This is a genomic window from Tistrella sp. (genome assembly GCF_002684955.1).
GTDB lineage: Bacteria > Pseudomonadota > Alphaproteobacteria > Tistrellales > Tistrellaceae > Tistrella > Tistrella mobilis.
In genome coordinates, this window is the sequence record NZ_NYWI01000030.1 from 249,564 (window position 1) to 269,416 (window position 19,853).

General features: G+C 69.4%; 19 protein-coding genes. 7 read left to right on the top strand and 12 right to left on the bottom strand.

Annotated elements, in window-relative coordinates:
- Position 1: 1 nt before the first annotated feature.
- Positions 2 to 643, top strand: coding sequence for a CoA transferase subunit B (locus CMO28_RS10085; protein WP_014746674.1), 642 nt, complete (start codon positions 2 to 4; stop codon positions 641 to 643).
- A gap of 101 nt (positions 644 to 744) precedes the next feature.
- On the opposite strand, the gene CMO28_RS10090 is transcribed toward CMO28_RS10085, so the two are convergent.
- The 5 genes from CMO28_RS10090 to cobT all read right to left on the bottom strand — a co-directional run bounded on the left by CMO28_RS10090 (position 745) and on the right by cobT (position 5,567).
- Positions 745 to 1,752: an asparaginase gene (locus tag CMO28_RS10090; protein ID WP_296713064.1), complete on the bottom strand. Its 1,008-nt coding sequence runs from the start codon at positions 1,750 to 1,752 to the stop codon at positions 745 to 747.
- A 79-nt stretch (positions 1,753 to 1,831) separates the two neighbouring features.
- Positions 1,832 to 2,536: a ChrR family anti-sigma-E factor gene (locus tag CMO28_RS10095; protein ID WP_296713066.1), complete on the bottom strand. Its 705-nt coding sequence runs from the start codon at positions 2,534 to 2,536 to the stop codon at positions 1,832 to 1,834.
- Positions 2,537 to 2,553: 17 nt separating this feature from the next.
- A complete protein-coding gene (locus CMO28_RS10100) occupies positions 2,554 to 3,150 on the bottom strand; it encodes a sigma-70 family RNA polymerase sigma factor (protein ID WP_322111321.1) in 597 nt (198 codons plus the stop codon).
- A 215-nt stretch (positions 3,151 to 3,365) separates the two neighbouring features.
- Positions 3,366 to 4,277, bottom strand: coding sequence for a sensor domain-containing diguanylate cyclase (locus CMO28_RS10105; protein ID WP_296713068.1), 912 nt, complete (start codon positions 4,275 to 4,277; stop codon positions 3,366 to 3,368).
- Between the two features lie 252 nt (positions 4,278 to 4,529).
- Positions 4,530 to 5,567: a nicotinate-nucleotide--dimethylbenzimidazole phosphoribosyltransferase gene (cobT, locus tag CMO28_RS10110; protein WP_296713070.1), complete on the bottom strand. Its 1,038-nt coding sequence runs from the start codon at positions 5,565 to 5,567 to the stop codon at positions 4,530 to 4,532.
- A gap of 229 nt (positions 5,568 to 5,796) precedes the next feature.
- Between cobT and CMO28_RS10115 the strand changes: the two genes are divergently transcribed.
- From CMO28_RS10115 to CMO28_RS10130, 4 genes are all read left to right on the top strand, one after another.
- Positions 5,797 to 6,645: an adenosylcobinamide-GDP ribazoletransferase gene (locus CMO28_RS10115; RefSeq protein WP_296713072.1), complete on the top strand. Its 849-nt coding sequence runs from the start codon at positions 5,797 to 5,799 to the stop codon at positions 6,643 to 6,645.
- Positions 6,636 to 7,265, top strand: a complete 630-nt coding sequence (locus CMO28_RS10120; RefSeq protein WP_296713073.1) for a histidine phosphatase family protein — start codon at positions 6,636 to 6,638, stop codon at positions 7,263 to 7,265. Before CMO28_RS10115 ends, CMO28_RS10120 begins: the two co-directional genes overlap by 10 nt.
- Positions 7,259 to 7,798 carry a bifunctional adenosylcobinamide kinase/adenosylcobinamide-phosphate guanylyltransferase gene (cobU, locus tag CMO28_RS10125; RefSeq protein ID WP_296713075.1) on the top strand — a complete coding sequence of 180 codons (540 nt, stop codon included), beginning with the start codon at positions 7,259 to 7,261 and terminating at the stop codon, positions 7,796 to 7,798. Before CMO28_RS10120 ends, cobU begins: the two co-directional genes overlap by 7 nt.
- Positions 7,799 to 7,904: 106 nt before the next feature.
- Complete coding sequence (locus CMO28_RS10130) at positions 7,905 to 8,597, top strand: lipid-binding SYLF domain-containing protein (RefSeq protein WP_062762533.1); 693 nt, start codon at positions 7,905 to 7,907, stop codon at positions 8,595 to 8,597.
- A 16-nt stretch (positions 8,598 to 8,613) separates the two neighbouring features.
- Here CMO28_RS10130 and cbiB read toward each other — a convergent pair whose 3' ends face one another.
- Positions 8,614 to 9,627: an adenosylcobinamide-phosphate synthase CbiB gene (gene cbiB, locus CMO28_RS10135; protein WP_156503069.1), complete on the bottom strand. Its 1,014-nt coding sequence runs from the start codon at positions 9,625 to 9,627 to the stop codon at positions 8,614 to 8,616.
- A 317-nt stretch (positions 9,628 to 9,944) separates the two neighbouring features.
- On the opposite strand from cbiB, the gene CMO28_RS10140 reads away from it, so the two are divergent.
- Complete coding sequence (locus CMO28_RS10140; protein ID WP_062762535.1) at positions 9,945 to 10,565, top strand: SCO family protein; 621 nt, start codon at positions 9,945 to 9,947, stop codon at positions 10,563 to 10,565.
- Between the two features lie 367 nt (positions 10,566 to 10,932).
- Positions 10,933 to 12,159 carry a polyhydroxyalkanoate depolymerase gene (locus CMO28_RS10145; RefSeq protein ID WP_014746662.1) on the top strand — a complete coding sequence of 409 codons (1,227 nt, stop codon included), beginning with the start codon at positions 10,933 to 10,935 and terminating at the stop codon, positions 12,157 to 12,159.
- Between the two features lie 120 nt (positions 12,160 to 12,279).
- On the opposite strand, the gene CMO28_RS10150 is transcribed toward CMO28_RS10145, so the two are convergent.
- From CMO28_RS10150 to CMO28_RS10175, 6 genes are all read right to left on the bottom strand, one after another.
- Positions 12,280 to 13,695, bottom strand: a complete 1,416-nt coding sequence (locus tag CMO28_RS10150; protein WP_296713078.1) for an alanine/glycine:cation symporter family protein — start codon at positions 13,693 to 13,695, stop codon at positions 12,280 to 12,282.
- A gap of 156 nt (positions 13,696 to 13,851) precedes the next feature.
- Positions 13,852 to 14,463, bottom strand: a complete 612-nt coding sequence (locus CMO28_RS10155; protein ID WP_296713080.1) for a hypothetical protein — start codon at positions 14,461 to 14,463, stop codon at positions 13,852 to 13,854.
- Positions 14,464 to 14,486: 23 nt separating this feature from the next.
- A complete protein-coding gene (locus CMO28_RS10160; RefSeq protein ID WP_296713082.1) occupies positions 14,487 to 15,272 on the bottom strand; it encodes a gamma-glutamyl-gamma-aminobutyrate hydrolase family protein in 786 nt (261 codons plus the stop codon).
- A gap of 56 nt (positions 15,273 to 15,328) precedes the next feature.
- Positions 15,329 to 16,675, bottom strand: a complete 1,347-nt coding sequence (locus tag CMO28_RS10165; RefSeq protein ID WP_296713084.1) for an MATE family efflux transporter — start codon at positions 16,673 to 16,675, stop codon at positions 15,329 to 15,331.
- 24 nt (positions 16,676 to 16,699) lie between these two features.
- Complete coding sequence (locus tag CMO28_RS10170; protein WP_014746657.1) at positions 16,700 to 17,380, bottom strand: LolA family protein; 681 nt, start codon at positions 17,378 to 17,380, stop codon at positions 16,700 to 16,702.
- 25 nt (positions 17,381 to 17,405) lie between these two features.
- Positions 17,406 to 19,823: a DNA translocase FtsK gene (locus CMO28_RS10175; protein ID WP_296713087.1), complete on the bottom strand. Its 2,418-nt coding sequence runs from the start codon at positions 19,821 to 19,823 to the stop codon at positions 17,406 to 17,408.
- Between the last annotated feature and the right edge of the window lie 30 nt (positions 19,824 to 19,853).

Sequence of the window (19,853 nt, forward strand, 5' to 3'; positions counted from 1 at the left end):
CATGGCCTGGACTCGCGAAGACATGTGCCGTCGCGCGGCGAAGGAGCTGAAGGACGGCTTCTACGCCAATCTCGGCATCGGCATCCCGACGCTGGTCGCGAACTACATCCCCGACGGCGTGCATGTGGTGCTGCATTCCGAGAACGGCATGCTCGGCATGGGGCCCTTCCCCTATGACGACGAGGTCGACCCCGACCTGATCAATGCCGGCAAGCAGACGATCACCGAACTGTCCTATTCCAGCTATTTCGACAGTGCGACCAGCTTCGCCATGGTGCGTGGCGGCCATATCAACCTGTCGATCCTGGGCGCGCTGCAGGTCTCCGAGACCGGCGATCTCGCCAACTGGATGATCCCGGGCAAGATGGTCAAGGGCATGGGCGGCGCCATGGACCTGGTGGCCGGCGTTCAGCGCGTGGTGGTCATCATGGACCACAATGCCAAGGACGGCTCGGCCAAGCTGGTCAAGGAATGCAGCCTGCCGCTGACCGGCAAGGCCTGCGTCGACCTGCTGATCAGCGAGGTCGGCGTGTTCAGCTTCGAGGACGGTCTGACCCTGATCGAGCTGGCCCCGGGCCTGACGGTCGACGAGGTCAAGGCCCGTACCGAGGCCGAATTCAAGGTGGCGCCCGGTCTCGCCTGACCGGCCGTCGGCCGATCATACCGGTTGCCTGAACAGATATGGGGGCCGGCATCGCATCCGCGGTGCCGGCCCCCGTGTCGTTTCGGATGCCCCGTGTCTTTTCAGATGAAGGCATCGGATGGCCGGATCACGCCGACCTCGGCACCGGCCCAACTGGTGATGCCGCGCCGGCTCCAGGGGGCGAGCGCATCCAGATCGGCGGCATCGAACACGCCGAGCCGGGCGAGCGTGGCCAGCAGGGCGGTTTCGGCGGCCCGGACCGCCCCGTCCTCGACCTTGAGCGCCACCCCGAGACCCAGGCCGGGCAGGGCTGCGGCATAGACGCCTTCGGCGCCGACCTTGGCCAGCACCCGGCCCTTGGCCTGACGGGCGATGGCGGAACAGAGGCGGCCTGTGCCGGCGATCATCTCGGGCGCCGACCAGACGGCCCGGCTCAACCGGGCCATGGCATCGCGTCGGGCGGCGGTTTCGCGCGAGGGGTCGGCAATGCGGGCGAAGGCGAGCGCGAGGGACCGAAGCGGCATGGCGATCACCGGGATGCCGCAGCCGTCGATGCCTTCGGGCGCATCATCCAGCGGATGGTCGCCCAGCTCCGACAGGGCATCCCGCCAGCGCCGCTGTACCGGGTGGTCCCGATCTCCATAGCCAGTGATGGCCTCGCCCAGATGGCGGGCGGTGGCCAGGAAGCCGCAATGCTTGCCGGAACAGTTGTTGTGGGCACGGGAGGGTGCGCCGCCGTCGCGCGCTATGGCGCGGGCGGTTGCGTCGTGCGACGACCAGTGGGCACCGCAGATCAGGTCCTCGGTGCCGAGCCCCATCCGATCCAGCCAGGCGGACACCCGGCCGACATGCATCGGCTCACCGTTATGGCTGGCCTGAGAGAGGGCCAGTTCCGCCGCGCTCAACCCCATCGCATCGGCCGCGCCGCTTTCGATCAGCTGCAGAGCCTGGATCGGCTTGGTGGCAGAGCGGGGAAAAACCGGCCGGTCGCCATCGCCCAGCGCCAGGATCACACGGCCCCGTGCATCGCACACCACGACAGCGCCGCGATGGCGGCTTTCGACGAAGCCGCCGCGGACCACTTCGACCAGAACCGGATCGCTCATCATCACCCTCTCCGCCTCCACTGTGCGCCCGGCGGTCAGGATGATGCCGCAATCCCCGCAGTTCAAGGCCTCGGGGTGGCGCTCAGAAGCGGATGAAGGGGTTGAGCAGCCGGCCGACGGTGCCGGTCAGCGAGATCGGGGCGTCGAGCACCGCAAGGCACAGGCATTCGCCGTCGTCATGGGCGATGGGGCGATGATCCACCTCACCGGTCGAGATCGCGACGTCGCCGGGGAAGAAGTCGCCGCTCTCGTCGCGATAGCCGCCGGCCAGGACCATCAATGCCTCGGTGCCCTTGTGGGTATGCTGGGGCATGGCGCGACCGGCGCCGATCTTCATCAGCACGGTACGGGTGCCCGGATGCCGGCCGACCGCAAGGTCGATGACATGGACGCCGGGACCGTTCCAGCGCCAGGGCAGATCCTGGGGGGCGGTGGGCAGATAGGCGAGCAGCGGCCTCGGCAGGCGCAGCGTGCCGTCGCCCGCCGGCAGCAGGGCGTCCAGATCCACGGTCTGGTGACCGGGCCGGTGGCCGGGCCGCGCCGGCTCGGCCGCGGCATCCTCGGCATCGATCCGGGCAAAGAGTGCGGCCAGCGCGTCATCCGCCAGTGCGACCGGTGCCTGATCCTCGAGCAGGGCCCCGCCTGTCGCGTCAAGCAGGCGCAGCGTCTCGCGGCAGGTCGGGCACAGCGCGGCATGGCAGGCGACCAGCAGGGCGTTCGCCTCGTCCAGCGTGCCGGCCGCGTAATCGACCAGCCACGCCTCCGGCATGTGGTGCTGCGGACCCATCGTCTCGTGATGCTCCATCAGTGTACCGGCCCCAGCGCCGCCCTGAGTTTGGACAGCGCCAGTCTCAACCGTGACTTGACCGTACCGAGGGGAAGGTCTTCGCTCTCTGCAATGGCGCTGTGGGACTTGTCCTCGAAGAACGCCATATGCAGCAGGCGGGCCTGCTCCTCGGGCAGGGTTCCGATGGCCGCCTTCAGCCGTTCGGCCTCCTGGCCGGCGGCATAGGCAGTTTCGGCCGGCTGGGCCAGGCCGTCCCCGACCAGGGTCGGGTCGTCCAGCTCGATCTCCGGCCGCTTCTCGCGGCGCAATTCGTCGATGCTGCGGTTGCGGGCGATGGTGAAGATCCAGGTCGCCACCGATGCCTGGCGCCGGTCGAACCGGTCGGCCTTGCGCCAGACGGTCAGCATGGCTTCCTGGGCGACTTCTTCAGCCCGCTGGGCATCGAGGCCGCGCCGGATCAGGAAACCCTTCACACGGGGCGCGAACCACGCATACAGCTCGGCGAATGCCCGACGATCCCGGTCGTGTGCGACCAGGACCATCAGATCGGCCATGCGTTCAGATACCGTGCGCGATCCGTCGGACGGGCCGCCACGACCACTCACCGTGCTCATGGCGCCATCTAACAGGACTCCTCCCCGCGCCGCAAGGCGCGGACGGATGCAGGTCTCATCGGTCATGGACCGGCCTTTCAGGCCATTGGTTCCTTTACCCGATGGATACGCGGCCCGGCGCTGAGTGGATCAGTGCAGAACGACGCCCCGCGAAAAAAGTTCCGCGGGGCGTGGATGGGCGCGGGTCGGGCGGTGCCGGCCGGGCCGGCCTCGGATCAGCGGGCGCCGCGCATGCGGCGGCCGTCCAGCCCGGCCTCGGCGCGGGCGATCAGCCGGCCGATATCCTCGCCCGGCTGCAGGGTCGCGCGCGAGACCGAGAGCGCGATCCGGCCCACCGCTTCCCGATTGTCGCGACGCACGATCCGCCGGCCGGAGACGATGTTGCGGATCTGCTCGGCGATGGCGCCGGATTCGCTTTCGGTGGTATGGGGCAGGGCAACGGCGAAGCGCTGGGCGCCGAAGCGGGCGGCGACATCGCGTCCGCGCACGCCGTCGGCGAGCGTCTTGCCCACCAGCCGCAACACCTGGTCGCCGATGCCGGGCCCATGGGTGGCGGCAATGGCGTCGAAGCCCTCGACATCGACCAGCATGACGGTCAGCGGGTCGCCGGTCTCGCGGGCCAATGCGATCTCTTCGCCCAGGCGCAGCTCGAAATGCCGGCGGTTGGCAAGACCGGTGAGCGGATCGGTGGCGAGTTCGCGCCGGACCTTGTCCAGATCGCGACGGACACCGCCGATCTGATCGGTGGCGGCATCGAGCGAACGCACCGCGCCTTCGGTCCGCTGGGCCGTGCGCCGGGCCAGCAGCGCCAGCCCCCGGGCCGCCTCGGCCAGGCGGCGGGGATCGATCGTGTCGCCCTGCTCCAGCCGCTCGGCCAGGCGCTGGGCCTCGTCGGCGGCCGTGTCGAGCGCCGAGCGGGCGCCTTCCGCGGCGCTGAGCGCCCGTTCCGCCTCTGCTGCAAGCCGGGCGCCGCCCTCGCGGACCGCCTGGGCCTCGCGGGCCATGCCGAAATGCCGCTCGAAGGCTTCCCGCAGGAAATCCGGGGTCAGCTGCCCGCCATCGGCCAACAGCCCGTCGATCGCCCGGCTCAGTTCCGGATCGCGACCGGCCTCGTGGACATAGGCCACCGTATAATTGATCGGATTTGGCGCAACTGCGTGGGATTTGAGAAGTCCGAGGGCAGCCTGTGCGTGGGATTCCGACCGATCGGTCTGTTCCGCGTATTCCACGCGACCCCTCCGACAACTCTGCTGCATACGCGGCGCCGGCATCACCGGCGCAGGGTGCATCCGCCAATTCGGACGCACCCTGTAGCATAAGGGTTCAATTGTTTAAGAGTCGTTAACGCACACCGCAGTGCAAAAAATCGACGCCGGGCCTCAGTCTTCGGCGGTCGCGACGCCGGCCTCGGCAAAGGTGGCCATCCCGTTATGGGTGGCGATGGCCGCCTGGACCAGGGCCGAGGCCAGCACCGCGCCCGAGGCCTCGCCGAGCGCCATGTCGAGATCGAGCAGCGGCCGCTGGCCGATGGCCGCGGCCAGGCGCTGATGGCCGGGTTCGCGTGAGAGATGGGCGATGCGGCAATGGTCGAGGGCGGTGGGATCGAGCTTCCAGAGCACCGCTGCGGCGGCGGTGCAGGTGAAGCCGTCGAGCAGCACCGGCACCCTGAGCATGCGGGCCGCGATCACCGCCCCCACGATGGCCGCCAGTTCGTGACCGCCCAGCCGGCGGAGAACCTGGAGCGGGTCGGCAAGGGCCGGGCCATGGAAGCCCAGAGCCTCGTCGATGACCGCGATCTTGCGGGCGAGGCCGGCATCGTCGACACCGGTACCGCGACCGGCCCAGTCGGCGCCCATGCCGCCGAACAGTGCGGCGGCGATGGCCGAGCCGGCGGTGGTGTTGCCGATGCCCATCTCCCCCAGGCACAGGATGTCGATGCCGGGCTCCACCGCCCGCATGCCGAAGGCGATGGCGCGCAGCACCTCGGCATCCTCCAGCGCCGGGCCGCGGGTGAAATCCGCCGTCGGCTGGTCGAGGCCCATCTCATAGACCGACAGCCCCGCCCCGAACGAGCGGCAGAGCTGGTTCACCGCCGCCCCGCCTTCGACGAAATTCGCCACCATCTGCCCGGTGACCGAGGCGGGATAGGCCGAGACGCCGCGTTCGGCGATGCCGTGATTGCCCGCGAAGACGCAGGCGAGCGGCCGGGCGGCCCGCGGCGGATGGGCGGCCTGCCAGGCGGCGGTCCAGATCGCCAGCTCTTCCAGCCGGCCGAGCGCGCCGCGTGGCTTGGTCAGTTCCGCGTCACGGGCGCGGGCGCGCTCCATCGCTTCCTCGTCTGGGCCGGGAAAGGCGCGGACCAGCTCGGCGACGCCGGCGAGATCCGTGAACGGGATGGCGGAATGGTCGGCTGCCACGGCTCGGGGCCTCCTGAGGCGCGGGCCGCAGGCGCCTGAGGAGCGTCGCGGCCGATCAATGCGGACGGTCGCCCCGGACGATACCGGGACGCGATGGCCGGAACGATTACGCGCCCCGCCCGTCGGGTCAAGCCTTCTGGCGTCAGAGACGAGCCGCAGACTGGTCGGGTGGCCGGGCTGCCGCTATCTTCGGGCGAGTTCCCCGTTCCGCAACCGACCTCGCAGGCTCATGACCGATCCGCTGCCCGTCCAGCCGCCGGCGCCACCCCCGCCACCCCCTGCGCCGTCGCCGGCACGACCGTTCGACGGGTTGTGGCTGGCGCTGGGGCTGGTGACCCGTCTGCCGGTTCCGGCGCCGCATGGTCTGCAGCCGGCCGCGCGCTTTGCCGGCTGGCTGGGGCCGGCCGGGCTGATCGCAGGCGGGCTTGCCGGGCTGGTGCTGGCCGGGGCGGCAGAGGTTTTTGCCGATCGCTGGATCGCGGCCCTGCTGGCCCTGATCGCCGCGGCGCTGATCGGCGGGCTGATCCACGAGGACGGCCTTGCCGATGTCGCCGACGGTTTCGGCGGCGGCCGCGACCGGGCGGCGAAGCTGGAGATCATGAAGGACAGCCGTGTCGGTACCTTCGGCGCCGGGGCGCTGATCCTGGGCTTCGGCCTGCGGGCGGCGCTTTATGCGGCGCTGGCCCCGCTGGGCATCGGGGCGGCCGTGCTGGCCGCGGGGGCAGGCGGGCTGTCCCGCGCCGCCATCGGCCTTGCCATGGCCTGGATGCCGCCCGCCCGGCGGGACCGGCCGGGCCTTGCCGATGCGGCGGGCCGCGGCCCCGCGGCCGCAGCCCTTGCCGGTCTGGCCGCAACCCTGCTGATCACCGCCGGGCTTGGCTGGTGGGCGCTCGATCTCCAGGCCCTGCCGGCGGTGCTGGGGCTCGTGGCCGGTGCGGTGATCGGCGCGCTGGTCATCCTGCGCCTGGCGCTTCGCCAGATCGGTGGGGCCACGGGCGATGTGTATGGTGCGCTTCAGCAGGCGGCCGAAATCGGCGCCCTGCTCCTGGCCTATGGAGGCTTGCTGTGGTGGCCGTGACCCGCTGGTACTGGTTGAGGCATGCCCCGCTTGCGGCATCGGCCCTCGGGCGCATCCATGGCGCGGGCGAGGCGCCGGTCGACCTGCCGGCGCCGATGCGGGCGGCACGGATCGCACGCGCCCTGCCCGAGGGGATGCGGCTGGTGGCGAGCCCGCTTGCCCGTGCCCGCGACACCGCATCCGTGCTCCGGCCCGACCTGACGGCGCAGATCGAGCCGGGCTTCATCGAGCAGGATTTCGGCCTCTGGGAGGGCCGCGTGCATGCCGAGATCGAGGCGGCGGAGCCCGAGGCCTATGCCGCCTTCTGGCGCCAGCCTGCCCGTGCCCGCCCGCCCGGGGGCGAACGCTATGCCGATGTGATCGCCCGGGTCGCCGCGACCGTCGACCGGATCTCTGCCGAGGCCGACGCGCGGCCGGTGGTGGTGGTGGCCCATGCCGGCGTGGTGCGGGCCGCCCTTGCCCAGGCGCTGGGGCTGACGCCTGAGCAGAGCATTTCCTTCGTCGTCGATCCGCTGTCGCTCACCCGGATCGATCGGATCCAGATGGATGACGGCGCGGTGCTCTGGCGGGTGGAGACGGTGAACCGGCCGCTGCCGACGGGAGAAGACGAGCCATGCTGACCCTGGTTCTGGGCGGGGCCCGTTCGGGCAAGAGCGCGCTGGCCGAGCGGCTGACGCTGTCCGCAGCGGGGGACGCGCCGCCGCTCTATGTCGCCACGGCCGAAGCTTTCGACGACGAGATGCGGGATCGTATCGCCCGCCACCGCGCGGATCGGGGGACTGGCTGGCGGACGGTCGAAGCCCCGGCCGACCCGGCGGCGGCGATCGCGGCGGCGGCGGAAGCGGGGGCGGTTCTGCTCGACTGTCTGACGATCTGGGCGGCGACGCTGATGCATCTGGAGCGGGATCCGGACACCGAGACGGCACGTCTCGTGGCGGCTGCTCGCGATCTGGGCCGCCCGGTGGTGATGGTGGCGAATGAAGTGGGGCTGGGGATCGTGCCGGACAATGCGCTGGCGCGGCGGTTCCGTGATGTCGCGGGACGGATGAACCAGCAGGTGGCGGCCGCGGCCGACCGGGTGATCTTTGTGGCGGCGGGCCTGCCGCTGGTGCTGAAAGGGCCTTCTTTCGGTGCCGGAGAGGTCGCATCTTGATCGCACCCCTGTCACAGCCGGTCATGGCATAACAGCGGGGACAGGACGGCACGGAACCGATCTCCGCCGCTGCCGTCGGATGCGCACCCGCCGAGGAGTTTTCCCCATGTTCCGCATGCGCCTCAACGACCGCCGCCCGCTTGCGCTGACCGTCGCCGCCATGGCTGCCATGGCGCCGCTGGCGATCGTGGCGCCCGCCTATGCCAATGATCAGCAGGAGACGGTCTCCAAGGCCGCCGCCACGGTCGAAGCGATCCGCAATTCGCCCCAGGGTAAGGATTTCGAGGCCCAGCTGAAAAGCGCGCGGGCCGTGCTGATCGCCCCGAGCCTGGTCAAGGCCGGCTTCATCATCGGCGGCGAGGGCGGTGTCGGCGTGCTGATGGCCCGCGATTCGGGCGGCTGGCGCGGCCCGGTCTTCTACGACATCGCCAAGGGCGGCATCGGCCTGCAGGCCGGCGTGCAGGTGTCGGAGACGGTGCTGGTCGTGCGCACCGAGCGCGGCCTGCAGAAGCTGCTCTCCGACAAGGTTTCGCTGGGCGGTGACGTCTCGATCGCGGTGGCGACCGTCGGTGCCGGCGTCGAGGGCAGCACCACGACCAATATGGATGCCGACATCGTCGCCTTCTCCAACGCCAAGGGCCTGTTCGGCGGCGCCTCGCTCGACGGTACCGTGATCGTGCCCGAAGAGGACTGGAACCGCGCCTATTACGGCCAGTCGCTGACGGCGGAGAATATCCTGCGCACCAATGTTTCGGACGGCAAGGCCGACACGCTGAAGAGCACGCTCTCGGGCCGCTGAGCCGGCAGGGCTGCGGTCAGTCGAGCAGTGTGGCAAGCAGGGCCAGCAACGGCGCCCCGGCCATGCAGGCACGCAGATACAGGGTGAGGGCCCGGTCGATATCGGCCGGGCCCGCTTCCGTGTCGCCGCGGCCCATCCAGGCATCGTCCACCACCCGGTTGCCATAGCGGCGCGGGCCGGCGAGCCGAAGCCCCAGGGCGCCGGCCATCGCCGCTTCCGGCCAGCCGGCATTGGGGGACCGGTGGCGGCGGGCGTCGCGGCGCATGGCGGCCATCGCCTCGCCGGCATCCCCCGGTCCGGGCAGGGCGGCGGCCAGGGCAATCAGCCCGCCGGCGATCCGGGCGGCCGGCCAGTTGACCAGATCGTCCAGCCGCGCCGCGACCCGGCCGAAGGCGGCATGGCGCGGGGTCATATGACCGATCATGCTGTCCATGGTGTTGATCGCCTTGTAGGCGGCAATTCCGGGCAGCCCCGCCACGGCGAACCAGAACAGCGGCGCCACCACCCCGTCGGAAAAATTCTCGGCCAGACTCTCGATCGCGGCCCGCGACACCCCGGCTTCGTCGAGGCTTTCGGGGTCGCGGCCGACGATGCGGGCGACCATGCGCCGGCCGGCGGCGAGCCCGTCGCGGGCGAGCGCATCGGCCACGTCGCGGACATGTTCGTACAGGCTCTTCTGCGCGACGAGGGTCATGGCGATCAGCGCCTCGCCGACCCAGCCGAAGGGAATGCTGCGCAGCAGCCCCGACAGGCCCCAGGCGACGAGCGCCGTACCGCCCGCCACCAGGATCACGGTCAGCGCGCCGCGGCGCACCCGTTCCGCCTCGCTACGCTCCGGCCGGTTCAGCCGGCGGTCGAGTGCCGAGATCGCCCGGCCGATCACCGCCACCGGATGGGGGATGCGCGCCCAGAGCCCGGGCGGGTCGCCGATGAAGCCGTCGAGAACCGCGACCACCAGCAGCAGGAGGCCGGGATCGGGCGCGAAGACCGGGCCGATGATGGCGGCGAGGGACAGCGTGTCCGCGGGCATGGAGCAGACCCCTTGGGACGGGACGGAGGGCGAGGGGGTGATGCGACAGGAAGATCGCCGGAGTGTGCGGCGGGCGATGGGGGCGGGTCAATTGTCGGCAGACGGCCATGGCGAGCGACGATCGGTCGCAGATGCTTCGGTTGCAGCCCCGGGCGCCGGCTGCTATGGGGTGAAGACGTCTCCATCGCCGGCCCCGACCCCTGGTCCCGGCGGTGGTCCCGTCGGGGCTCTCCGGTCTCCCTCACCGGGCGCCCCTCGGCACTTCCCGACCGGTGGCCTTCCAGCCTTGCCGGCCTTCCCCGCGGATCGTGAACATCATGTCGAAGAAGGCCCCCCGCCGCCCGTCCATTCTGGCCGTCATCGCGATCGCTGCGGTGGTTGCGATCGGTGGTGTGCTGGCGCTGCGCTGGGTGGAAATGTCGGCGGATCGCGCCGGCGGCGTTTCCTCGGGCCGGGCTCTGATCGGCGGCCCCTTCGCGCTCAACGATCAGACCGGCAAGCCGGTCACCGACCAGGATTTCCGTGGCCGGCTGATGCTGGTCTATTTCGGCTATACCTTCTGCCCGGATGTCTGCCCCACCGATCTTCAGAAGATTTCAGCAGTCATGGAGATGTTGGGCCCGGATGCCGACAAGGTAGCGCCGGTGTTCATTACCGTCGATCCTGAGCGTGATACCACGGATCAGATGGCGCGTTACCTCAGCCTGTTCAATGATCACATCACCGGCCTGACCGGAACGCCCGAGGCCATTGCGGCGGCGGCCAAGGAATATCGCGTCTATTATCAGGCGGTGCGCGACGACGCCAGCGCCACCGATTATCTGGTCGACCACAGCGCCTTCATCTATCTGATGGATCGCGAGGGGGCCTATCTCACCCATTTCAGTCGCGGGGACACGCCCGATACGATCGTGGCGGCGATCAAACAGCGTCTTTGATGGCACCTTGCTGCATTTTGCAGCGCATCCAGGCCTGCCGGGTGACCGTTTCGGGTCGTTGTCGTGGATTTTCGGCAACGTCTTCGGAACTCGTTTACTTTTTCGGCGGATAATGCCTAATTGAAACAGATGTTTAACACGGGCGCTCTCCGGAAGCGCGCGAACGGGGCCTTTCGGCCCTCTGCGCAACGGATGCAAAGCCCGGGCCGAAGACCGAACCAGCCTCGACCGACCGAGCCGGCGCCCGCGAATGGTGCCGGCCGTATCAAAGATCGACAGTGACAGACGGCATCGGCCACGAGGGAGGTGGACGATGCCGCCGCAGCCGGCGGCTTCCCCAGTTCCGCCGGACAGCGCGTGAGGGGTCATGCTTTACCAGCTCCACGAACTGCATGCCGCGACCGTGACGCCCATCCGTCTGATGGCGAAGGCCGCGCAGCGCATCCACAGTTCGCCGTTCAATCCGATGTCGTACTCGCCCTATGGTCGCATGGTTGCGGCCGCGGCCGAGGTGATCGAGCGCGTCACCGACCGCTACGAGAAACCCGCCTTCGGGCTTGACCACACCATCATCGACGGCCGCACAGTGCCGGTCGTCGAGGAGATCGTCCACGATCTCACCTTCTGCAAACTGCTGCATTTCCGCCGCGATACCGAGGGTCTGAACGACCCGAAGCTGCTGCTGGTGGCGCCGCTGTCAGGGCATTACGCCACGCTGCTGCGTGGCACGGTCGAGGCCCTGCTGCCCGACCATGACGTCTACATCACCGACTGGGTCGATGCCCGGATGGTGCCGGTTTTCGACGGGCCCTTCCATTTCGACGATTATGTCGAATACGTCATCGAATTCCTGCATCTGCTGGGCCCCGGCACCAATGTGATGGCGGTCTGCCAGCCGTCGGTGCCGGTGATGGCGGCAGTGTCGCTGATGAATGCGGCCGACGATCCGTGCGCGCCCGCCACCATGACCCTGATGGGCGGCCCGATCGACACCCGCGAGAGCCCGACCCAGGTCAACCAGCTGGCCATGACCCGGCCGCTGAAGTGGTTCGAAGACAATGTCATCCACTCGGTGCCGGGCATCTATCCGGGCGTGATGCGCCGGGTCTATCCGGGTTTCGTGCAGCTGACCGGCTTCATGACCATGAACCTGGAGCGCCATATCGGCGCCCATGTGAAGCTCTACGAGCATCTGGTCCGCGGCGACGGTGACAGTGCCGAGTCGCACCGGTCGTTCTACGACGAATATCTGTCGGTCATGGACCTGCCGGCGGAATACTACATCGAGACCATCGACCGGGTGTTCCAGCGCCATCTGCTGCCCAAGCGCGAGATGGTCGTGCACGGCAAGCTGGTCGACCCCTCGGCCATCACCCGGACTGCGGTGATGACGGTGGAAGGCGAGCTGGACGATATCTCGGGTATCGGCCAGACCCGGGCGTCGCACAAGCTGTGCGACCGGCTGCCGGAGCATATGCACGCCCATTACGAACAGGCGGGTGTCGGCCATTACGGCATCTTCAACGGCCGCCGCTGGCGCGAACAGGTGAAGCCGCGCATCGCTGCCTTCATCCGGGCGCACGCCCCGGCCTGATCCGGGTTCTTGCTCTGATCCGGCCTCCTGGCCTGACGGATCCGAGCCTGACAGATCCGACGGCAGAAAGGCCGGCTTCCTTTGGGGAAGCCGGCCTTTGCTTTGCCCGTCTCCGGCCGATCAGCGGCTCCAGATGTCCTCGTCGATCTCGCCGGCGAGTTCGGGATAATCGGCGGCGTGGAAGACCGGGGTCTGGCCGCCACGGCGCTGTTCCAGATAGTCGCGGGTGAGCTTTGCGACCGTGCCCGACAGAAGGACGATGGCGACCAGATTGATCACCGCCATCAGGCCCATGGAGGTATCGGCCGCGTTGAACACGGTCGAGACGCTCTCATAGCTGCCCCAGAGCACCATGGCGAGGGTGCCGCAGCGCAGGATGGTGATGCCGATGGCGCTGTCGGCCTTCACGAAGACCAGGGCGTTTTCGGCATAGGCGTAGTTGCCGATGATCGAGGTGAAGGCGAAGAAGAAGATCGCCACCGCCACGAACCAGGCACCGGCATCGCCGATATGGGCGGTCAGCGCTTCCTGGGTGAGCTGGGTGCCGGTGACGCCCGAGCCGGGCACCAGCCGGTCGGAGAGCAGGATCATGATCGCGGTCGCGGTGCAGATCAGCAGGGTGTCGATGAACACGCCCAGCGACTGCACGAAGCCCTGCGAGGAAGGGTGGTGCGGATCGGGCGTTGCGGCGGCGGCGATGTTCGGCGCCGAGCCCATGCCGGCCTCGTTCGAGAACAGGCCCCGCTTCACGCCGTTGAGCATGGCGGCCGCCATGCCGCCGGCGATGCCGCCGGCTGCCTGCTCCAGGCCGAAGGCGCTGCGCAGGATCATGCCGATCGCGGCCGGCACCTCGGCGATGTTGACCACGATGACATAGAGCGCCACGGCCAGATAGATCACCGCCATGAACGGCACCACCAGCTCCGCCACCCGGGCGATCTGGCGGATGCCGCCGAAGATGACGATCGCGGTCAGCACGGCGATGGCCAGGCCGATCCACATCTTGCCGAGGCCGAAAGCTGCCTCGCCTGCCTCGGCGATGGAATTCGCCTGCACCGCATTGAACACCAGGCCGAAGGTGAGGATCAGGAAGATCGAGAACAGCCAGCCCGCCCAGGGCGCCTTCAGCCCTTTGGCCATGTAGAAGGCCGGCCCGCCGCGATACTGGCGATGACCGTCGCGAACCTTGTAGAGCTGGGCGAGGCTGCTTTCGGCATAGGCGGTGGCCATGCCGATCGCCGCCACCACCCACATCCAGAAGATCGCGCCCGGCCCGCCCAGATACAGCGCCACGGCCACACCGGCCAGATTGCCGGTCCCGACGCGGGAAGCAAGGCTGGTGCACAGGGCCTGGAAGGGCGAGATGCCCGAGCGATCGTTATCCCCTGAGCCGATCACCGCCCGGATCATTTCGGGGAAGTGCAGGATCTGGACGAAGCGCAGGCGGAGGGTGAAGTAGATACCCACCGCCAGCAGGCCGTAGATCAGCACATAGCTCCAGAGCAGGGTGTTGAGAAAGTCGATGACTGCATCCATACGGGCCGGACCCCTTTCGGCTGGTCGGACCCGTGGTTGGATGTTTCGAATTCAGGTCCGACCGCTCCATTTGAACCGATGACGCGAACTGGCGCCAGTGACACGGCGATCTCCGCCATGCCACCTTCCGGCGATCGGCATACGCAGATCTGTAAATCAGAACAGGTTGAAGCTCTCTCCGGTGATCGAGACCGGCCAGCGACCCCGTTCGTAGAGCCGGAATTTGAGCGCGAAAGGATGTTCGGCCCCCAGCCCCGCCGCCAGGACCAGGGCCGCCTGATGGCAGGCCTGAACCGCATGGCCGGCCGCCGCCCGGGCCAGGGCCTCGTCGTCCAGACCGCCGACCCGCATCGAGAGCACGGCGGCGGGGCCGACCAGAGAGGCGGCCTGATGGGCGACATGGGAAAGCGCCACGTCGAGCGCCTCTTCATCGGTGATCTCGAGCGCGGTTTCATGGGCAACCGCGCGGAGATGCTCCTCCTCCTCCCAGGACAGGGAGTGCATGTCCAGTGCCTCGGCGCAGTCCGCCGCCTCGTACCAGTCGCCGACCGGGACCACCGCGGCACCGGGGAAGCCCAGCGCCGACAGATAGTCTTCGGCCGCAGCCCGGTCGTCGGCGTCCAGCCGGTCGCCGACGCGAGAGAACCAGGGAATGGTCTCGAGCATACGTGCGAAGCGGGCGACCGCCGCCAGTGCCGGCTGATCGGCCAGCGGGTGATCGGGGTCAAAACCGTCGTCGTCGTCGAAATCGTCGGGCAGGCGGGGCATGAGGCAGGGTATCCGGCAGGGGGTCAGGCGGCGGCTTCGGCGCGGGCAGCCCATGCGCGGGCGGCCTCTCCGAACGCCTTCAGGATGGCGTCATGGGCGGGGTCGATCCGCCACAGCGCCTCGGGATGCCACTGCACACCCAGGACGAAACGGCGGCCGGGGATCGAGATCGCCTCGACCAGACCATCCTCGGCCCGGGCTTCGACGCGAAGCCCGGGGGCCAGCCGGTCGATCGCCTGGTGGTGCAGGGAGTTGACCAGGAAGGGCGTGACACCGCCCTGGATCCGGGCGAGCAGGCCACCGGCTTCGGGTGTCACCGGGTGGGCATGGCCGAAGCGCTCTTCCCAGGGCAGGCTGGCATCGTCGCGATGATCCATCATGCCAGGCACTTCATGGACATGCTGGTGCAGGCTGCCGCCCAGGGCGACGTTCAGTTCCTGATGGCCGCGGCAGATGGCGAGCAGCGGCATGTTGCGCTCGATCGCAGCGCGGATCAGCGGCAGGGTGGTGGCATCGCGCGCCGGATCGCCCTTGTTGCCGGGTCGCGGCGCCGGGCCGCCATAGATTTCGGGTGCGACATTCGAGGTGCTGCCCGTCACCAGCACGCCGTCAACCAGGTCGAGCACCTGATCGATGTCGATGCCGTCGCCCAGTGCGGGCACGATCAGCGGCATGCCGCCGGCACCTTCCGCCGCGGCTTCGACATATTTCATGCCCGCAGCATGGGAGGGGCTGCCCTCGACCAGCTTGATGCAGGCGGTGACGGCGATGACCGGCCGGCGGCCGGAGGAGATGGGCGCGCTCGACAAGGCGATCGGCTCCGATGGCTGGTGCGGCCGCTGCGACAGGCCGCGAGGTGGCGTGCTCAGATGCTGGATCGTTGAGGCTGGGGCGAGAGGCGACGCCGACGGGCCAGATACCAGCCGGCCATCGCCAGGTCACGCGCCGCGAACAGGCCGAGGAAGGCGATCCACAACCCGTCCGCCCCCATCATATCGGGCAGAACCAGTGCCGGTCCAAGATGTATCGCGAAGGCGATGAGCATTGCATCGCGCATGGCGCCCGACCAGGTGACGCCGATGAACACCCCGTCCAGCCAGAAGCAGGCCCAGGCGATCAGCGGCAGGGCGACGACATAGGGCAGAAGATCGCCGGCCACCCGCCGCACCTCGTCGAGATCGGTGAGGGTTGCGATCAGCAGCGGGCCGGCGAGGGCGAAGATCAGGGCCGCCAGCACGCCCAGCGCCGCGGTCCAGATCCCGGTCATGCGCACGGCCCGGTCGAAGCCCGCCAGATCGCCGGCGGCAAGGGCGCGGCCGGCAAGCGATTCCGCCGCATAGGCCATGCCGTCCAGCCCCTGCGAGGCCATGCTGAAGAAGGTGAGCAGCAGGGCGGTGGCGGCAAGCTGGGTTGTGCCGAGGCGCCCGGCCAGACTCATGAACAGAGCGAAGCCGCCGATCAGCAGCAGGGTCCGGACGAAGATGTCGCCATTGATCCGGGCCATCCGCGCAATGGCCGGCCAGTCGAGCAAAGCCCGCCTGCCGGGGCGGGGCGTGCGCTCGTGGGTCAGGGTGCGAAGCGCGGCCGCAAGGCCGATCAGGCAGCCGGTCCAGTCCGCCACGGCACTCGCGATCGCCAGCCCGTCGAGGCCGAGGCCCAGATGCAGGGCCAGCAGCAGGTCGAGCCCGGCATTGACCAGATTGGTCGCCAGGATCATGACGAGCGGCAGCCCCGCCTCTCCCCGGCCGACGAACCAGCCGACCAATGCCAGCACCGCGAGCGCAGCTGGCAGGCCGGCCAGGCGGATCAGGACATAGCCGGCTGCCAGATCCCTGACCGCAGGCGCTGGTCCGAAAAGGGCAAGAAGCCAGGGCAGGGTGACGGCAAGTGCCAGGCCGAGCAGGGCGGAGAGCCCGAGTGCCAGCGCCAGCCCGCGGCCCAGTACGGCGGCACCTTCCGGACGGTCGCCCCGACCGGCCGCACCGGCGGAAAGCCCGGTGGTGCCCATGCGCAGGAAGCCGCAGCACCAGACGAAATACGACAGCAACTGGCCGCCGATCGCCGCTGCGGCCAGGCTGCCCGCCGAGCCCAGATGGCCGGCGACGCCGGTATCCACGGCGCCCAGGGCCGCGACCGAGAGGTTGGACAGGCTCATCGGCCCGGCGATCCGCCAGATCGCGCGGCTGTCGACCGCGGGGCCGGCCCTGGTCACAGGACCATCACTTGCCGGGCCTCGTCACTTCTTCGGGGCGAAGCGGTTGAAGACGAAAAGGTCGCTGTCCAGCGTCGGATCCAGCTTCACATCGCTCAGCGTCACCCGGGTGACGCCGCGCTGCGGATCGGTCACCACCCACTGGCGCAGCTGCACCGGGTTGTCGGTGAAGACCAGGGCCAGCGAGCCCAGATCCGGGTTCTTGGCGTCGCGAAGCGTGATCGCAAAGGCATTGGCATCGCGTTCGTAGCCGGCGAATTCGAGCAGCGGATCGTCGAAATCGAAGGTCTCGCGGGTCAGCAGCCCGGCGGGCGTCTGGCTGAGCGGGATGTAGGAGGGCTGATCGAGCTTGCGGTCGTAATGGATCAGCTGCGATCCGTTGGCGACCAGAAGCTGATCGACCGGCGGATCGTAATCGACCCTGAGCCGGCCGGGCCGGGACAGGTAGAAGGTGCCTTCCGAGGTCGAGCCATCGGCCGCGACCTGGGTGAAATGCGCCTTCATGCGCCGGAAGCCGTTCAGATAGGCTTCGGCGCGGTCCATGTCGCGTCGGGCCTCGGCCGCGGCGACATTGGGTGCCTTCGCAGGAGCGGCAGCCGGCTTCTGCTGCGCGAGGGCGGCCTCGGGCAGGGCCGTGGCGATCACCGCGAGGGCACCCGCAGCGAAAGCGGCACGGCGAAGGGTGCCTGACAGGCGAAGGGACATGGGGGGAAACTCCTCGTATCGGCGCTCAGTCGTCGCGGGGCTCGCCGAGCAGTACCTCCCGGCGGCCGGTGCGATCGGCCCGGCTGACGACGCCTTCGTTCTCCATGCGCTCGATCAGCCGCGCCGCCCGGTTGTAGCCGATCTGCAGGTGGCGCTGGATGAAGCTGGTCGAGGCCCGGCGCTCGCGGAGCACGACGGCAAGGGCCTGATCGTAGAGATCGTCCTCGCCACCGCCGCCGCCGGCCCCACCACCCTGTATGATGTCGGCGGTGCTGCCGGAGGCAAGCTCCGGATCGTCGGTCACCGCTTCGATGTAGGTGGGCGCACCCTGTTCTTTAAGAGCCCGGACCACCTTCTCCACCTCTTCGTCAGAGACGAAGGGGCCGTGGACGCGGGTGATCCGTCCGCCGCCTTCCATGTGCAGCATGTCGCCCTGGCCCAGCAGCTGCTCGGCACCCTGCTCGCCCAGAATGGTGCGACTGTCGATCTTGCTGGTGACCTGGAAAGAGATGCGGGTGGGGAAATTGGCCTTGATCGTGCCGGTGATCACGTCGACCGAGGGGCGCTGGGTGGCCATGATCAGATGGATGCCGGCGGCACGGGCCATCTGGGCCAGGCGCTGGATCGCCGCTTCGATGTCCTTGCCGGCCACCAGCATCAGATCGGCCATCTCGTCGACCACGACCACGATATAGGGCATGGGCTCGGTCTCGAGGGTCTGTTCCTCGAAGATCGGCTTGCCGGTTTCGGGGTCGAAGCCGGTCTGAACGGTGCGGGTCAGGATCTCGCCGGCGTCCCGGGCCTCGGCGACGCGCTTGTTGTAGCCGCCGATATTGCGCACGCCCAGGTTCGACATGGCGCGGTAGCGGCCTTCCATCTCGCGCACCGCCCATTTCAGCGCCACGACCGCCTTGCCCGGCTCGGTCACCACTGGTGCCAGCAGATGTGGGATGCCCTCATAGACCGACAGCTCCAGCATTTTGGGGTCGATCATGATGAACTTGCACTGGTCGGGCGACAGCCGGTAGAGCAGCGACAGGATCATGGTGTTGATCGCGACCGACTTGCCCGAGCCGGTGGTGCCGGCGACCAGAAGATGGGGCATGCGGGCAAGATCGGCGATCACCGGCGCGCCGCCGATATCCTTGCCGAGCGCCAGCGCCAGCCGCGAGGCGGTGACCTCGTAGGCCTCGCTCGCCAGCAACTCGCGCAGGAAGACCATCTCGCGCTTCGGGTTGGGCAGTTCGATGCCGATGGCGTTGCGCCCCGGAATGACCGCGACGCGGGCCGAAATCGCGCTCATCGAGCGGGCGATGTCGTCGGCCAGGCTGATCACGCGCGACGATTTGATGCCGGGGGCCGGCTCCAGCTCGAACAGCGTGACCACCGGGCCGGGGCGGACCTCGACGATGCGGCCCTTGACGCCGAAATCGTCGAGCACGCCTTCCAGCGCCCGGGCCTGTTCGGCCAGAAGCCCCGGATCCTGGCTGCCGGTACCGCCGCGCGGTGCCAGCGCCAGCAGATCCAGGGCCGGCAGCCGGTAGTTGGACGCCTCGTCCAGGTTGAGCGGGTTGCGGCGGCGGGCCTCGGCGGCGGCCGCCTCCACATTGCGCCGGGGCGTGCCGATCCGCGGACCGCCGGCGGCAGGGGCCTCGGCGGGTTCGGGGGCACGGCGCCGGGGCGGGGCGGGGATGGGTGCTGCATCGTCGTCGAACCGCGGCTCGGCGGTCCGGCGGGCGGCCTGGCCGCGCGCGGGGCGCCCGCGGGCCTCTGGTGTGTCGTCTGCCGCAGCATGGCGCCGCCGCAACAGGCCGGCCAGCCGGCTGCCGCCCCGGCCGGCGAGGCCGCCGGCGGAGCCGATGCCCCGGCCGATGCTGCGCCAGTCGCCCAGCCCCATGCCGGCCGCCGCCAGCATGCCGCCGAGTGCCAGGCCCAGGGTGATGACGAGATAGGGGCCGACGCCGGTGACGGCGGTGAGCCGGGCATAGAGCAGCATGCCCACCCCCCCGCCGAGCCCGCTTTCCAGCGGCCAGCCTTCCGGCCGGCCGAAGGCGGCGGCAAGGCCCGCGGTCGCGACCAGGGCGACGGGCAGCACGGTCAGGTTCAGCCACAGCATCGGCAGGCCGCGGCCGCGCATCAGCCGCCATGACCAGCCGAGCATCACCATCGGCAGGATCACCGCTCCCAGCCCCAGCGCCTGCAGGGACATGTCGGCAAAATAGGCGCCGGCCATGCCCATCACATTGGCGACGATGGGGAATTCCGCCGTGTGGTTCAGCGACGGATCGTTCTGGTCATAGCTCGCCAGGGCCAGGATCAGGCAGATCGCGATCACCGCCAGGACCAGCCCGCCGGCGGCGCGGGTCAGGCGCTGGGCAAGGCCGGCAGCCCCGGCGGGCAGGAAGCGGGTCGTCCGATCGGTTCCGGTCGAGCGTGCGGCCATGGGTCTCGGCTGATCGTGTCTGGAAGACGG

Bases quoted from the DNA above. Each gene is read 5' to 3' on its own strand.
- CMO28_RS10085 (WP_014746674.1), top strand. From the start codon at position 2: ATGGCCTGGACTCGCGAAGACATGTGCCGTCGCGCGGCGAAGGAGCTG.
- CMO28_RS10090 (WP_296713064.1), bottom strand. From the start codon at position 1,752: ATGATGAGCGATCCGGTTCTGGTCGAAGTGGTCCGCGGCGGCTTCGTC.
- CMO28_RS10095 (WP_296713066.1), bottom strand. From the start codon at position 2,536: ATGGGTCCGCAGCACCACATGCCGGAGGCGTGGCTGGTCGATTACGCG.
- CMO28_RS10100 (WP_322111321.1), bottom strand. From the start codon at position 3,150: ATGAGCACGGTGAGTGGTCGTGGCGGCCCGTCCGACGGATCGCGCACG.
- CMO28_RS10115 (WP_296713072.1), top strand. From the start codon at position 5,797: ATGACCGATCCGCTGCCCGTCCAGCCGCCGGCGCCACCCCCGCCACCC.
- cobU (WP_296713075.1), top strand. From the start codon at position 7,259: ATGCTGACCCTGGTTCTGGGCGGGGCCCGTTCGGGCAAGAGCGCGCTG.
- CMO28_RS10130 (WP_062762533.1), top strand. From the start codon at position 7,905: ATGTTCCGCATGCGCCTCAACGACCGCCGCCCGCTTGCGCTGACCGTC.
- cbiB (WP_156503069.1), bottom strand. From the start codon at position 9,627: ATGCCCGCGGACACGCTGTCCCTCGCCGCCATCATCGGCCCGGTCTTC.
- CMO28_RS10140 (WP_062762535.1), top strand. From the start codon at position 9,945: ATGTCGAAGAAGGCCCCCCGCCGCCCGTCCATTCTGGCCGTCATCGCG.
- CMO28_RS10145 (WP_014746662.1), top strand. From the start codon at position 10,933: ATGCTTTACCAGCTCCACGAACTGCATGCCGCGACCGTGACGCCCATC.
- CMO28_RS10150 (WP_296713078.1), bottom strand. From the start codon at position 13,695: ATGGATGCAGTCATCGACTTTCTCAACACCCTGCTCTGGAGCTATGTG.
- CMO28_RS10155 (WP_296713080.1), bottom strand. From the start codon at position 14,463: ATGCCCCGCCTGCCCGACGATTTCGACGACGACGACGGTTTTGACCCC.
- CMO28_RS10170 (WP_014746657.1), bottom strand. From the start codon at position 17,380: ATGTCCCTTCGCCTGTCAGGCACCCTTCGCCGTGCCGCTTTCGCTGCG.
- CMO28_RS10175 (WP_296713087.1), bottom strand. From the start codon at position 19,823: ATGGCCGCACGCTCGACCGGAACCGATCGGACGACCCGCTTCCTGCCC.